The organism is Streptomyces sp. CB01635 (genome assembly GCF_002803065.1).
GTDB lineage: Bacteria > Actinomycetota > Actinomycetes > Streptomycetales > Streptomycetaceae > Streptomyces.
Window position 1 is genome coordinate 20,038 of the sequence record NZ_NNBL01000023.1, and the last position, 13,367, is coordinate 33,404.

The 13,367-nt window shown below is 70.9% G+C and carries 9 protein-coding genes, 1 tRNA gene and 1 pseudogene; 6 read left to right on the forward strand and 5 right to left on the reverse strand.

What is annotated here, in order from left to right; all coding sequences use genetic code 11:
- The first annotated feature begins 17 nt into the window (after nucleotides 1-17).
- Together CG723_RS35600 and CG723_RS35605 are read left to right on the forward strand one after the other, a co-directional pair.
- Nucleotides 18-1,592 (forward strand): alpha/beta hydrolase, encoded by a 1,575-nt coding sequence (locus tag CG723_RS35600; RefSeq protein ID WP_100597669.1) that lies wholly within the window; start codon nucleotides 18-20, stop codon nucleotides 1,590-1,592.
- Nucleotides 1,593-1,721: 129 nt separating this feature from the next.
- A tRNA-Thr gene (locus CG723_RS35605) sits at nucleotides 1,722-1,795 on the forward strand.
- 121 nt (nucleotides 1,796-1,916) lie between these two features.
- On the opposite strand, the gene CG723_RS35610 is transcribed toward CG723_RS35605, so the two are convergent.
- The gene (locus CG723_RS35610) at nucleotides 1,917-3,536 is read right to left on the reverse strand and encodes a hypothetical protein (RefSeq protein ID WP_100597670.1); all 1,620 of its coding nucleotides are present in this window, start codon (nucleotides 3,534-3,536) and stop codon (nucleotides 1,917-1,919) included.
- A 186-nt stretch (nucleotides 3,537-3,722) separates the two neighbouring features.
- Here CG723_RS35610 and CG723_RS35615 point away from each other — a divergent pair, with 186 nt between their 5' ends.
- The 3 genes from CG723_RS35615 to CG723_RS35625 all read left to right on the forward strand — a co-directional run bounded on the left by CG723_RS35615 (nucleotide 3,723) and on the right by CG723_RS35625 (nucleotide 6,313).
- Nucleotides 3,723-4,184: a carboxymuconolactone decarboxylase family protein gene (locus CG723_RS35615; RefSeq protein ID WP_234374687.1), complete on the forward strand. Its 462-nt coding sequence runs from the start codon at nucleotides 3,723-3,725 to the stop codon at nucleotides 4,182-4,184.
- A gap of 307 nt (nucleotides 4,185-4,491) precedes the next feature.
- Nucleotides 4,492-4,998 (forward strand): SigE family RNA polymerase sigma factor, encoded by a 507-nt coding sequence (locus CG723_RS35620; protein WP_100597671.1) that lies wholly within the window; start codon nucleotides 4,492-4,494, stop codon nucleotides 4,996-4,998.
- Nucleotides 4,999-5,038: 40 nt separating this feature from the next.
- Entirely contained in the window at nucleotides 5,039-6,313 is a 1,275-nt protein-coding gene (locus CG723_RS35625; protein WP_100597672.1) for a hypothetical protein, read from the forward strand.
- A gap of 168 nt (nucleotides 6,314-6,481) precedes the next feature.
- Here CG723_RS35625 and CG723_RS35630 read toward each other — a convergent pair whose 3' ends face one another.
- From CG723_RS35630 to CG723_RS35640, 3 genes are all read right to left on the reverse strand, one after another.
- Nucleotides 6,482-8,173: a bifunctional 3'-5' exonuclease/DNA polymerase gene (locus CG723_RS35630; protein ID WP_100597673.1), complete on the reverse strand. Its 1,692-nt coding sequence runs from the start codon at nucleotides 8,171-8,173 to the stop codon at nucleotides 6,482-6,484.
- Nucleotides 8,174-8,295: 122 nt separating this feature from the next.
- Entirely contained in the window at nucleotides 8,296-9,135 is an 840-nt protein-coding gene (locus tag CG723_RS35635) for a nitrilase-related carbon-nitrogen hydrolase (protein ID WP_100597674.1), read from the reverse strand.
- Nucleotides 9,136-9,297: 162 nt separating this feature from the next.
- Nucleotides 9,298-10,224, reverse strand: a complete 927-nt coding sequence (locus CG723_RS35640; RefSeq protein ID WP_100597675.1) for an NADP-dependent oxidoreductase — start codon at nucleotides 10,222-10,224, stop codon at nucleotides 9,298-9,300.
- Between the two features lie 427 nt (nucleotides 10,225-10,651).
- Here CG723_RS35640 and CG723_RS48145 point away from each other — a divergent pair.
- Nucleotides 10,652-10,798, forward strand: a pseudogene (locus CG723_RS48145) (LuxR C-terminal-related transcriptional regulator); the annotation flags it as partial.
- A 200-nt stretch (nucleotides 10,799-10,998) separates the two neighbouring features.
- On the opposite strand, the gene CG723_RS35650 reads toward CG723_RS48145, so the two are convergent.
- Nucleotides 10,999-13,263: an ABC transporter permease gene (locus CG723_RS35650; protein ID WP_199842022.1), complete on the reverse strand. Its 2,265-nt coding sequence runs from the start codon at nucleotides 13,261-13,263 to the stop codon at nucleotides 10,999-11,001.
- Nucleotides 13,264-13,367: the final 104 nt, after the last annotated feature.

Sequence of the window (13,367 nt, forward strand, 5' to 3'; positions counted from 1 at the left end):
ACGGTTAGGCTCGGCTGATGTACTTCAGGCGTCACCATTCCCCTGTCCGAGGCCTCCGGGCCTGTGGAACCCTGCTCGCCGCCGCCGGACTCCTCATGTCCGCCTGCTCACCAGGGAGTTCGGGAAGCACACGGACGGCGGACGTCTCGCTGGCCGCGCTGCCCAGGGCGACCCCCGCCAATCTGTCGGCCTACTACGCGCAGTCGCTGACCTGGCGGGAGTGCGGCGTCCCCGGCTTCGAATGCACCACGATGAAGGCGCCGCTGGACTACGAGAAGCCGGAGGCCGGTGACGTCAAGCTGGCGGTGGCCCGCAAGAAGGCCACCGGCCCGGGCAAGCGCCTCGGCTCGCTCCTGGTCAACCCCGGCGGGCCCGGCGGCTCGGCGATCGGCTACCTCCAGTCGTACGCCGCCCTCGGCTACCCGGCGGCGGTCCGCGCCCGCTACGACATGGTCGCGGTCGACCCGCGTGGCGTCGCCCGCAGCGAACCGGTCAAGTGCCTCGACGGCAAGCAGATGGACGCCTACACGCAGACCGACGTCACGCCCGACGACCAGGCGGAGAAGAACGAACTGTCGGCGGCCTTCACGAAGTACGCGGCCGGCTGCGAGACGAAGTCCGGCAAGGTGCTGCCGCACGTCTCCACGGTCGAGGCGGCCCGCGACATGGACATCCTGCGCGCGGCGCTCGGCGACGCCAAGCTGAATTATGTCGGGGCCTCGTACGGCACATTCCTCGGGGCGACCTACGCGGGGCTCTATCCGGAGCGGGTCGGCCGTCTCGTCCTGGACGGCGCGATGGACCCGTCCCTGTCGGCGCAGGACATGAACCGCGACCAGACGGCCGGCTTCGAGACGGCGTTCCAGTCGTTCGCGAAGGACTGCGTACGGCGCTCCGACTGCCCCCTGGGTACCGGGAGTGTCGCCGACGCGGGCAAGCGCCTCAAGGCCTTCTTCGTCGACCTTGACCGCACCCCCATCCCCACCGGCGACCCCTCGGGCCGCAAGCTCGGCGAGGCCCTCGCCACGACCGGCGTGATCGCGGCGATGTACGACGAGGGGCAATGGGCGCAGCTGCGCTCCGCACTCAGCTCGGCGATCAAGGACAAGGACGGGGCGGGCCTGCTCGCCCTCTCCGACAGCTACTACGAGCGCGACAGCGACGGCACGTACGCGAACCTGATGGCGGCCAACGCGGCCGTGAACTGCCTCGACCTGCCGCCGTCCTTCAAGAGCCCCGATGACCTGAAGTCCGCCCTGCCGTCCTTCGAGAAGGCGTCCCCGGTCTTCGGCGACGGCCTCGCATGGGCGGCACTGAACTGCACGTACTGGCCGGTGAAGGCGACCGGAGAGGCTCACCGCATCGAGGCGAAGGGCGCCGCCCCTATCGTCGTCGTCGGCACGACCCGCGACCCGGCCACCCCGTACCGCTGGGCACAGGCCCTCGCCGGCCAGCTCGACTCCGGCACGCTCCTCACCTACGAGGGCGACGGCCACACGGCGTACGGCCGCGGCAGCGACTGCATCGACTCCGCGATCAACGCGTACCTCGTGGACGGCACCCCGCCCAAGGACGGAAAGCGCTGCACATAAGGGGTGCGAGGGCGCTTTCTGACGCCCCGGGACACCCGTCCCGGGGCCTCCGCAGGGGGTGTGCAGAGCACCCCCGAAAACTGTGTAGACTTGGCGACGTTGCTGACCGCACCATGGTGCAGACGGCGCGCCGCCTTAGCTCAGATGGCCAGAGCAACGCACTCGTAATGCGTAGGTCTCGGGTTCGAATCCCGAAGGCGGCTCTGTGGAAGCCCCAGAACTCACTCGCCGTGATCTGGGGCTTTTGCTTGTTCTGGGGGACGTGCTCGGGTTCTTGTCCTGCTGATGGCGAATCCGGTGCCGGCCGGTGCGTCTTGTCCGGGGTCAGCGGCCGGCGAACAGGGTCCACATCAGCTCGGGCGGCAGTGACGGATTGGTGGCTGCGGCCGCCGCGACGTGTGGGTCGTCGTCTACAAGGAGTTCGGCGATGACCGCGGGAGGCAGAGCCCGGTGGGCAGCGGCCAGAGGTCTCGCCCGGACGTCCGACAGGCAGGCCAACAGCGCCGGGGCGGTGGCGTTGCGGTGGCGGGCTATCTCGCGGAGCAGCTTCTGCGCGGGTGAGCGGTGCTCGACCTGGTGTGCCAGATAGGCCAGGAGCGATGGTGTCGCGCTGGGGTTGGTCGCCACCCTGGCGATGACGCGGGCCCCGTGCCGGTCCACCATGGCGCGCAGCTGCGCTTCGGAGAGGCCCGGATGAGGGGCGACGGCCTTGAGGACTTTCGCGTCGGGATCAGCGGCCAGGGCATCCCGGATCCCGTTCGGCAGATCGCGTCGCGCGGCGAGCAGCATGCGTACGGCCGGATACGGCGACGCGGCCAGCTCCTCGACCTCCGCGAGCGAGGCGGCGGCGATACGGGGCAGCAGTACGGATCCCGTCTTCGTGGTGCCTGCCAGGGAGATGAGGATGTCCAGCGGCACGGCCGCGTTGTGCGCGAGTCTGCGTTGAACGTCGTGGCCGGGGTCGGTGGCCAGTTCACGCATCAGCGGTTCGCCGATCGATGGATTCGCGGCGAGGTCGGCCCGGATGCCGGGGACGGGGTCTTGGGCGAGCCGGGCGTACGTTTCCGGGGGCAGCCCGGGGCGGGAGGCGAGAGCCCAGCGGAGCACGGCTGATGAGTGGTTCGCGAAGGCCGCGGCGGCTTCGGCGGGCGTGGCCGGGTTCTGCAGGGCAAGACACTGCATCGCGTGCACGGTGGATGCGTGGGTGACGCCGTCGCACGAGGCGTCTGGCGGCAGCGTGCAGTCGGGGATCGGGCACTGCGGATCGTGCACGAAGGGCGTCGTTTTGCTCTCGCAGACGACGCACGCCTGCGCGGGAGGGAGCACGCCTTCCGTGATGAGTGCGGACAGTACGGCGGGGGGTGTCCGTTCGTTCGCAGCGACCGCGCGGCGCACCTCGGCGTGCGGATGCCGTGCAAGTCGGATGGCCATGGCGGGCGTTGTCCATGACGCCAGTTCAGCGACGACGCGTATGTCGGGGTCGCTGGCGAGCGCTTCCGTCACGTCCGACGGCAGATCGGGGCATGCCGCCAGCTTTTCCCGGTGCATGACGACGGGATCGGTTGCGAAGGCCCGGACCCATGTCTCGCGACCGGCACCTTCGTCCAGCAGAGCGAGCGCGGCGAGCGGCCGGGCCGCAGGGTCGATGTCGTCAGCGGTGAGAAGGCCCGCGTATGCCAGCCGCACCGCGGCGTACTCGTCGAGGGAGGCCAGGGCGGCGGCCTGCGCGTGGGTGAGGTCGGGGCGGTCGGCAAGCTCATTGACGAGGTCGCTGAGCGAGTCGCCGGCGAGCGCGCCGGCGGGGCCGCTGACGTGGGCCCTGGGGGTGCCGCCGGCGGGGGTGTTGCGTGCGGCAGTGGTCAGCTGGTCGGTCAACTGATCGATGAGGTCTTTGGGCAGAGCGGTATTGGCGGCGAGCCCGCACAGGACGAGGTCGGGGGTCACAGGGGCATCTTCCCTGGCCGTTGCGGTGTGTCGCTCACGTGGGGCGGGCTGTGGAGATGAGGCCCACGGCGTTGGTGGGCCTCGTTGCTTGGCATGGCGAAGATCTTCGTTCAGGTCGTCACACTCCTGCGTCGGGGTCCGTCAGTTCATTGAAGGCAGAGAGACAGAGCTGACGGAGGACAAGACATGACCATTCAGGCGCGTATGGAGAGCCCGGCCCAGCTCATTCCCGGGGCTATGCAGCCCGTGCTGGCGCTTCTGAAGGCCACCCGTGAGGGCGGTGTTCCCGGGAGCACGCTCGAACTGGTGCATCTGCGGGCCAGTCAGATCAATGGGTGCAGCTACTGCGTCGACGCCGGCGTGCGCAGTGCGCGTAAGGGCGGGGAGAGTGATGACCGGCTGTTCGCCGTCGCCGCCTGGCGTGAGGCGCCGTACTTCACTGACGCCGAGCGGGCCGCGCTGGCCCTTGCCGAGGCGGTGACCCGGCTTGCCGACTCCACGGACCCGGTGCCGGACGCCGTCTGGGACGAGGCCGCCCGTCACTACGACGAGCGCGGGCTCGCGGCGCTGATACTCATGATCGGCGTCACCAATCTCTTCAACCGGTTCAACGTGACCACCCGGCAGCCGGCGGGCGCGAGTTGGTAGGGCCGGGCGGGAGGGGTGTGCCGCTCCACCACTGCGCGCTTCGTCCATAGGCGATAGGCGATAGGCGATTCCCGCTCTCCATTGCGCGAGTTCAGTGTTCGGAATGCGAGTTCAGAGTTGATTACGCGGCCCGGTCCGGCGGGCCCGCCTCGGCTTGAGGTGGGCGACTGGGCCGGGCCGCGTCGTATCGTGCGGCGGATCGTAGCGTGAGCGCCGCAAGGTCTCGGTTGGAACGCGGCGTCGCTGAAACATCCCGTCCGCCTCACCGCATCTAAAAGGTGTGGGGCGATGAGGGGGAGGGCGCCTGATGAGGCGGTCCAAGGAGAGCGGGTTCCGGGAGTTCGCGGAGGCCCGGACAGGACACCTGTTCCGTTCGGCATGCCTGTTGACCAGTGGCGATACGCACTTCGCCGAGGATCTGGTGCAGGAGACGCTGGGGCGGATGTACGTGGTGTGGGGGCGGTCGTCACGGGTCGGGAACCCGGCGGCGTACGCCCAGACCGTCCTCATACGTGCCTTCCTCGCGCACCAGCGGCGGCGTTCCGCACAGGAGCGGCCCAGCGATGAGCTTCCGGAGACCTCGCACAGCACGCCGGGTGACGCCTCGCTGCGGATCACTCTTCTCGACGCGCTGCGACAGCTGCCGCCGAAGGACCGGGCAGTGATCGTGCTGCGGTACTGGGAGGACCGGTCCGTGATGGAGACCGCGGAGATTCTGAACGTCAGCTCGGCGGCGGTGCGTACGCGGAGCACGCGGGCGCTGGCGCGGCTGCGGGAACAACTGGGCGGCAGCGTAGCCGAGTTCGCCGCGTAATGAGCTTGACTCGATCTTGTGTGAGGAGTGGTGGTTCGGCATGTCAGGAACAGACGAAGACCGTGACCAGGAAGCTTTCGTGGGTGGTTTCGGGGAGGCCCTGCGGATAACCGGTGAGACGTTCAACGCCGCGGGTGGGCCGCTGGTCGACGGTGGCGTGGCACGCGGCCGGCGCAGGTTGCGGCGGAGGCGGGCCGCGACCGTCACCGGGAGCTTCGCCGCGCTCGCCGCGGTCGGATTCGGTGCGTCGTACGCCGCCGGGGCCTTCGGGGCCGAGGCCGGGCACGGCAGCCCGGTGGCCGCGCAGCCCAAGCCGGGCAGCACGACTGAGGGGAAGACGAGCGCGCCGGGTGAAGGGCCGCAGTTCTCGGCCAGCCACCTGATCAAGACCCTCGAAGGTCTGCTGCCCGACGGCAAGTTCAGCAGCGAGTCGGGCCGCGGTACGGAGGACGAGCTCGGGCCACTGGCCTCGGTCGTCTTCGACGACGGCAAGGGCAAGGCGGCCATCGGGCTGAGTCTGGGCCGGGTCGACCCTGAGAGCACGAGGGTCGCGGAACAGCTCGCCTGCCCCGCGAAGGTCTACACGCCGTACGACTCCTGCTCGAGCAAGACGCTGACCGACGGCTCCAGGCTGCTGCTCCTGCAGGGCTACGAGTATCCGGACAAGCGCGCGGACACCAAGTGGTGGCACGCGTACGTGGTGACGCCGGAGGGCTTCACCGTCGATGCCAGCGAATGGAATGCGCCGGCGGAGAAGGGCGAACCCGTCTCCCGGGCCGAACCACCGCTCAGCATTACGCAGTTGAAGGCTTTGGTGACCTCGAAGGAGTGGCGTCCGATGCTGCGGGCGCTGCCGAAGCCGCAGGACGAGCCCGTGCAGCAGCCGGTCCCGCAGGCCGTGAGCGGCGACACCATTCTCGAGAACCTCACCTCGCTGCTGCCGAAGAGTGCCAAGGTGACGACCCGCCAGGGCGACGACGGCTTCGCGTACGTGGTGGTGAACGACGGCAAGGGGGCGAGCCTCGTCCAGATCAATGTGCAGCCCAACATGTCGGATGTGGAGGGCGAGCTCTTCGGCTCAGGCGCGCAGACCTTGCCGGACGGCACGAAGGTCGTCACGCATCAAGGGCCCGGCGAGAAGGGAGGCCAGGGCGTGGTGATGTGGACCGTGGACACGATCCGCAAGGACGGGTTCCGCGTGGTGATATCGGCGTTCAACTCAGGCACGCAGAACACCGCGGCCACGAGGGCGACGCCCGCGCTGACCATGACGCAGCTCAAGGCGATAGCCACGAGTGAGAAGTGGCAGGGGTAGGGCGGCGACAAGGGACACTCTCGGGGCTTGGTCCTTGGTCCTTGGTCCTTGGCCCTTTGTGCTCGGCGACCGCCGACCGGTGTGCAGTATGCGCTGTTCAGTGATTGGTGATCGGTGGCCGCCGGGCTGTGAGCTCCGGGGTGTTGTGAGTGGCCTTGTAGAAGGGCGTCACTTCGCGTCGGCGTAGCACTTCACCACTGCGGTGGTGAAAGGGAAGTGGACCGGGGTGTCGCCGAATGTGAGGTCGCCGGCCAGTTCTGCGGCCACGCGGATCGCCGCGGTCACTGCTTCCGCTTCCTCTTCCGGGCAGTGCACGATCACCTCGTCGTGCTGGAAGAAGACCAGTTCCGCCGCCATCCCGGTGCAGGACTGGCGCAGGGCGGCGAGCATCAGGTCGGCCCAGTCGGCGGCGCTGCCCTGGACGACGAAGTTGCGGGCGAAGCGGCCGCGGGCGCGGGCGTTCGAGGAGGCGTAGCCGGGGGTGAACTCGGTGTCTCCCGATGCCTGTTCGGGCGTCGGGCCGTCCTGGGGGATGCCTGCCTCGTCCTGGTCGCCGGCGCCGGCGACCGGTGGGCAGGTGCGGCCGAGCCAGGTCCGTACGAGGCGGCCCTCCTCGCCCGCGCGGGCGGCGTCGTCGACGTAGGCGACGGCTTGTGGGAAGCGGCGGCGGAGGGCGGCGAGGTTCTTGAGGCCGTCGCCGGACGTCTGGCCGTACACCGCGCCGAGCACCGCCAGCTTTGCCTTGGCGCGGTCGCCGGAGAAGGCCCGGTCGGAGACGGATTGATAGAGGTCGGTCTCTCGCCCGGCTACCTCCATCAGGCCGGGGTCGCGGGAGATGGCGGCGAGGACGCGGGGTTCCATCTGGTCGGCGTCGGCGACGACGAGGCGCCAGCCCGGGTCGGCGACGACGGCACGGCGGATGACCTTGGGGATCTGGAGCGCGCCACCGCCATTGGTGACCCAGCGTCCCGTGACGGTGCCGCCGGGCAGGTACTCGGGGCGGAAGCGGCCGTCGCGGACCCAGTCCTGGAGCCAGGACCAGCCGTGTGCGGTGTAGATCCGGTACAGCTTCTTGTACTCGATCAGGGGCCGCACGGCCGGATGGTCGATCGACTCGATCTCCCAGCGGCGCGTGGACGTGATCTTGACGCCGGACTGGGCGAACGCCTTCACCACGTCGGCAGGCAGATCGGGGCGCACGCGACGGCCGAAGGCCTCGGACACCTCGTCGGCCAGTTCGGCGAGGCGGCGCGGTTCGCCGCCGCCCGCGTAGCGCTCGCCGAGCAGCTCGTGCAGTACGGAGCGGTGCACGTCGGCGCTCCAGGGGAGGCCCGCCGCGTTCATCTCGGCTGCCACGAGCATGGCCGCGGACTCGGCGGCGGTGAGCAGTCGCATCCGGCCCGGGTGGGCGGTGGCGTCGTGGCGGCGCTGCTGATCGGCGTACACCTCTATGAGGTCTTCGAGGGGGACATGGACGGGTTGTGGTTCGAAGAGGGAGGACTGGGAGCCGGGGGTCGCGGCTCGTTGAGGGGGGTCCGGGGGGACGGCCGTGCCGTGGATCCTGGCCAGGGCGGCGGCCGCGGAGCGGGGTTCCCCGAAGCGGCCGGCGTGGCCGAGGAGGAGAGTCTCGGCGTCCTCGATGTCATAGCAGCGTGGTACGCGGACGCCCGCGGCGAGCAGGCGGGGATAGACGGCCGCTGTCGATCGCCAGATCCAGCGCGTGACGTCGGGGCGGGAGCGGACCGCTTCCGCGAGGCTGGTCTCGTGGCGGACCGGGGCGGCGGGTGCGCCGTCGGCACCGAGCGGCGCGAGCTGGGCTCCGCCGTCCTCGGTGGCCGCGATGGCCCACTTCTCGGTCATGTCGGTGAGTTTTACACCCGGCACTGACAGCGCCGGGTGCGTCGGGGCAGGCGGGGCGGTGGTGGTGCTCGTAGAGGTGACGGCGGGCGCCGACCGGGCGTGGGGCTGGGCCGGGATTCCCGTCAGCTGTCGCCGCCCTCGTCGATCAGGCGGCGGACCTCGCGGTCGATCAGGCCGAGGCGGGCCTCCGCGACCAGAGGGACGACCCTGCGTTGCCGGCGGGCCTCATGGAGGTCGATGTCGATGGTCACCAAGCTCGGTTCCCACTTGGGGGCCTGGGCCACGACCGTCCCGCGCGGGTCGACCACGCGGGAGCCACCCCAGAAGGAGGCGCCATGTTCATTGCCGACGCGGTTCACGAAGACGACCCAGCACTGGAGCATCTTCGCCGTGTAGGCGAGGAGCGTGTCCCAGTACAGGCCCGTGTCCATGGCCTCCGGGTCGAGTGTCGCCGCGCTGTTCGCGGGGACGATGACGACCTCGGCGCCGTCCTGCACGGCGAGCCACGGAAGGACCGGCTGCCAGGCGTCGTTGCAGACGAGGGTCGCGGCGCGGCCGTGGCCGTGCGGCAGGTCGTACGCGCGCACTTGCTGGCCGGGGCTGACGTGCTTGCGCTCTTCCCAGGCCAGGTAGTTCGGCAGGTACAACTTGCGGTGGGAATGGAGGAGTTGGCCACCTGCGTAGTAGGCGGAGGTGTTGTAGGCGCGCAGGCTGGTGTGTTCGTGCAGGCCGATCACGACATCCGCGCCGAGCGTCGAGAGGGCGGCCAGACGCGGGTCCGTCACCGGGAGGGAGGCGTCCTGGCGCAGGGCGCCGAGGTGATAGCCGTGCAGGCTCAGCTCGGGGAAGACCACGAGGTCGGCGCCCTGGGCCGCCGCCTGCTCGGTCTGCTCCCGGGCGACGGTCAGATTCGCGTCCACGTCGCCGAGCACACAGTCGGTCTGTGCAAGCGCCACTCTCATCCCTCGAGCGTCGCAGTGTCCGGCGGAGTCGGCATCCGCAGGGGCGGGTGGCGTCATGGCTGGCGGAGGCGGGGTCCTCGTGGGCGGCGCGTGCCGGCGACCCTGCGTGCCCTGGGCCCGCGCCGGCTCACCCCACGAGGATCACCAGGACCACCTGCCTCCTCAGTCCACCAGCAGCACCAGCTTGCCCCGCACGTGGCCCGTCTCGCTCAGGGTCTGTGCCTTGGCCGCGTCGCGGAGGGGGAACGTGTCGGCGATCGAGATGTGAAGTTTGCCGTCCGCGGCGAGTGCGGCCTGGTGGGTGAGGCCCTCGCGGGCCTTGGCACGGTCGGTGCCGCCGGACGCGAAGGTCACGTCGTACTTGGCGGCGTCGGGGTCGGCGATGGTGACGACCCGGTCCGGCGTGCCTCCGCGGAGTTCGACCGAGTCCGCCAGCGCGCCCTTGCCCGCCGCGTCGAACACCGCGTCCACGCCCTGCGGGGCCACCGCGCGCACCCGCTCCACAAGCCCGTCCCCGTATGCGACGGGGACGGCGCCGATGGAGCGCAGATACTCGTGATTGGCGGGGGAGGCCGTGCCGATCACCGTCGCGCCGAGGGCCACGGCCAGCTGCACGCCCATCGAGCCGACCGCGCCCGCGGCGCCGTGGATCAGCAGCGTCTCGCCGCTGCGTACGCCGAGCAGGTCGAGGACGCGCTGGGCCGTTTCGCCGGCGATGGGGAGGGTGGCCGCCGCGGCGGGTTCGAGTCCGGTGGGCCGCGGGGTGACGGCGGAGGCCTGAGCCAGGGCATAGGCGGCGTACGCGCCGGTCTCGCTCCAGCCGAGGACTTCGTCGCCGACCGAGAGGCCGGTGACGCCCTCGCCGAGCTCGTCGACGGTTCCGGCGAACTCGTTGCCGGGCACAGCCGGCAGGGAGGTCGGGAAAGCCTGCTCCATCCAGCCGTTCCTGATCTTGTACTCGATGGGGTTGACCCCGACGGCCGCGACTTTCACCCGGACCTGGCCGGGACCCGCGTGCGGCTCCTCGATGTCGCCCTTGAAGCGCAGTACCTCGGGTCCGCCGAACTCCTCGAAAACGATGGCTTCCATGCCGGTGTCTTCCTCTCGCTTCACTGCTTCTTCGAACCGGGTGGGGCTGGTGCGGGACTGGTGCGGGGCTGGTCCTGCTGGTGTCCTCCGGTGTTCCCTGGCGATCTCGTACGTTCTCTTGAGCTCTGCAGAGTCACGTTCTTCAGAGTCGATCGTCGCCGGGGCCGGGCCGCCCCGCCCTTCGAACCGTTCTGCCTGTCCGAAGGACCGGCCTACCGGCGCACGCACGAGTCGTACGCTCGAAGCCATGGCCCATCCCATCGGGCCCGCAGGCACACCCTCGGCAACCGCGCTCGCCATGGCACAACCACCCGAGACGTTCGTGGATTCCGAGGCAGTCACGGGTCGGGCCGGCGCACGCCTCGATGTGCTTGGCGGCCGGCTCGACGTGGACGCGGTGCCGGGCTGGGGTAAGACGGTCACGGCGATGGTTCCCCTCACCGCGCCCCGCGCCGAGGCCGCCCACCCCCTGGCCGACCTCGGCCGCCGTGAGCTGGAGGTCCTCTCCCACCTCGCCCGGGGTCACCGCAACCGGGTGATCGCGCAGGACCTGCACATCAGCGAGTCCACGGTGGAGTTCCATGTGGCGAACATCCTGTCGAAGCTGGAGGTGGGATCCAGAGGTGAGGCTGTGGCCAGTTCCACGCGGCGGCGTGACAAGGGCGGCATCCGCCGCGCTCGGCATCCGCCGCATCCGGCACCCTCCGCGCCTGGCACTCGCCGCGTCCGGCACACGCCGCATTCGGCACCCGTCGCCCCGTCACCCGAGCGCTCTCACCCGCGCACACCATTCCGGCGCCCCCACCCCGCGCCCAACACTCCCGCCCCCACAGCGACCACCGCACACACGCCCACGGCCGAACCGACGACGCCCCACGGCACAACGACCCCAGGCCCATTCCCGGTCCCACTCCCGAGCCCAGTCCCAAGCCCCGCCCCCGCACCGGACCCGGGCGCGAGCAGGTCGAGCGCAGCCGCGAGTCCTCCCAGGTTGAGCGCGGTGACGGCCAGTCCGAGGGCCGTGCCTGCCGCGACCGCGACCAGTGCCTCGCCGGCGAGCATCCACCTGACCTGGCCTCGCGTGGCCCCGGCCCGGCGCAGGGCCCGCAGCTCCCCGTCCCGTACGGAAGCGGCCATCAACTGCGTTCCGGCCAGCGAGATCGTCGTATAGGTGAGGGCGATGCCCAGGAGGAGCAGCATCCCTTGCCGGGTCTGGGGTTTGACCCGGGGGTGGGTGGCGTCGAGCCAGGCGGCTGCGGTGCGTACGCGCACGTCGTGTCCGGACGTGGCCGCCCGTAGCGCGCCCGCCGCGGTGGCGGGTGAGGCGCCCGGCGTCAGGCGTACGTCGATCCGGTCGACCGGGGCCGCGCCCGCGTTGGCCATGGTGACGTATGCGCCGTTGTCGCCGGTGCCGCGCGCCAGGACGGCGGCGATGCGGAGCGTGGTGCGGCGGCCGTCGCCGAGCCAGACGGTCAGGCGGTCGCCGACGCGGTGGTGTTCCCACTCCTCGTTGACGACGATGGAGCGGTCGTCGAGGCGGCGTATGTCTCCGGCGACGACGGGGAGGCGGCTCGTCGCGGCGAGGGCCGCGGGGTCGCTCACGCCTCGCGCCTCGGAGCGGAGGAGGGCGGTGCCCTCCTCCCGTACGAAGACCGCGGCGGAGGCGGACGGGGACACGGCGGCTACGCCCGGAACCGGCCGCCGTGCAAGTCTCAAGTCATCGCCCGTGGCGATGAGTTGAGCGTGCATTTGTTCGCTCGCCTCCTGTGCCTTCGCCGCGCTCACTGATTCCGCCGAGCCCATCAGGGAGCCCGCGAGCGCCACTGTTATCAGGACGGGTGCGGCCACCGCGGCGGTGCGGCGGACGGAGGCGGCGGCGTTCTCGCGGACGAGGAGCCCGACCGCTCCGGGCAGCCGGACCAGCCGCAGCACCGGATGCACAAGGAGCGGGGCCAGCGCGGCCGCCGCCGTGATGAGGATCATCGGCTGGGTGGTGTACGTCTTGCGCTTCAAGAGCGCCGACGGGTCGGTCCAGAGGGTGTGGACCGTCAGGCCGAGTCCCAGGGACAGGAGTGCGGCGCCGACGATCCGGCGGCTCCACGGCATGACGTCCGTGTCCACGTCGGCGTCCCGCAGCGCTTCCACCGGGCCGATGCGTCCGGCCCGCCGCGACGCGGCCCATGCCCCCGCGATTGCCACGAACAGGCCGGTCCAGAAGGCGAGTTGGAACGGCCACGAGGCCCAGTAGGACCAAGAGGCCCAGGAAGTCCAGAGCGCCGTTCCGCTGCCGCTCACGGTGAACCACGTGGGCGCGATTCCGTTGTCGATCAGCGCCCGGGCGAGCAGTGGGGCACCCCAGGAGCCGAGGGCGCAGCCGGTGGCGCTCGCCGCGACCCCGACCGCGAGGGCCTCGGTGACGAGCTGCCGCCGTACGCGTCCCGGCGTGGCGCCCGCGAGCCGCAGCAGTCCGAACTCCCGCCTGCGCAGGGCGACGACGAACGCGAACGTCGACGCCGTGACGAAGACGGCGACGAACGCGGAGACCCCGCCGGCGGTGCCCAGCATCGCCCGCACCGCCACGACCGCCTGCGCGTCGCGCTCCGCGCCCGGGTCTGCCAGGTGCCGTGCCGCGCCGGTCAGGACCTGCGCCCGGTCGCCGACCACCTCGCGTACGGCGGTGGCCGAGGCGTCCACGCCGACCGCGTCCGGCGCGAGATGATCACGGTGAACGGTGCCCAAATCGGCGAGCTCGCCCAGCAATTCTTTGTCCACAGGCTGTGGATAGGGAGTCTTCTTCGTGTCCCGGGCGCGGTTCGGGCCCCGGTCGACCTCTACGGTCAGAGTGTCGTGTGGCATGACCACGACAGGCTGTGCGGCGAACCGCTGCGGCTTGCCCGGAGGCGGGTCGGCGGCCGCCGCGAGCCCCAGCCCCATGCTCGCGACCAGGGCCACCCCGAGCGCGACGGCGACGAACGCCCCCGCGAAGAGGTGCCGGCGCGTCCGCAGATTCGCCCAGGCGGAGGTGAGCGTGGTCAGCATGCGTCTACCCCCTTGCCGAGCGACGCGTTGTCGGTGTTACCGGCGGGCACGGAACGAATGCCGGCGGACGTGCCGCCGGCACCCCCTTCAAGCCCCGCACCCCC

Bases quoted from the DNA above. Each gene is read 5' to 3' on its own strand.
- CG723_RS35600 (WP_100597669.1), top strand. From the start codon at position 18: ATGTACTTCAGGCGTCACCATTCCCCTGTCCGAGGCCTCCGGGCCTGT.
- CG723_RS35615 (WP_234374687.1), top strand. From the start codon at position 3,723: ATGACCATTCAGGCGCGTATGGAGAGCCCGGCCCAGCTCATTCCCGGG.
- CG723_RS35620 (WP_100597671.1), top strand. From the start codon at position 4,492: ATGAGGCGGTCCAAGGAGAGCGGGTTCCGGGAGTTCGCGGAGGCCCGG.
- CG723_RS35625 (WP_100597672.1), top strand. From the start codon at position 5,039: ATGTCAGGAACAGACGAAGACCGTGACCAGGAAGCTTTCGTGGGTGGT.
- CG723_RS35630 (WP_100597673.1), bottom strand. From the start codon at position 8,173: ATGACCGAGAAGTGGGCCATCGCGGCCACCGAGGACGGCGGAGCCCAG.
- CG723_RS35635 (WP_100597674.1), bottom strand. From the start codon at position 9,135: ATGAGAGTGGCGCTTGCACAGACCGACTGTGTGCTCGGCGACGTGGAC.
- CG723_RS35640 (WP_100597675.1), bottom strand. From the start codon at position 10,224: ATGGAAGCCATCGTTTTCGAGGAGTTCGGCGGACCCGAGGTACTGCGC.
- CG723_RS35650 (WP_199842022.1), bottom strand. From the start codon at position 13,263: ATGCTGACCACGCTCACCTCCGCCTGGGCGAATCTGCGGACGCGCCGG.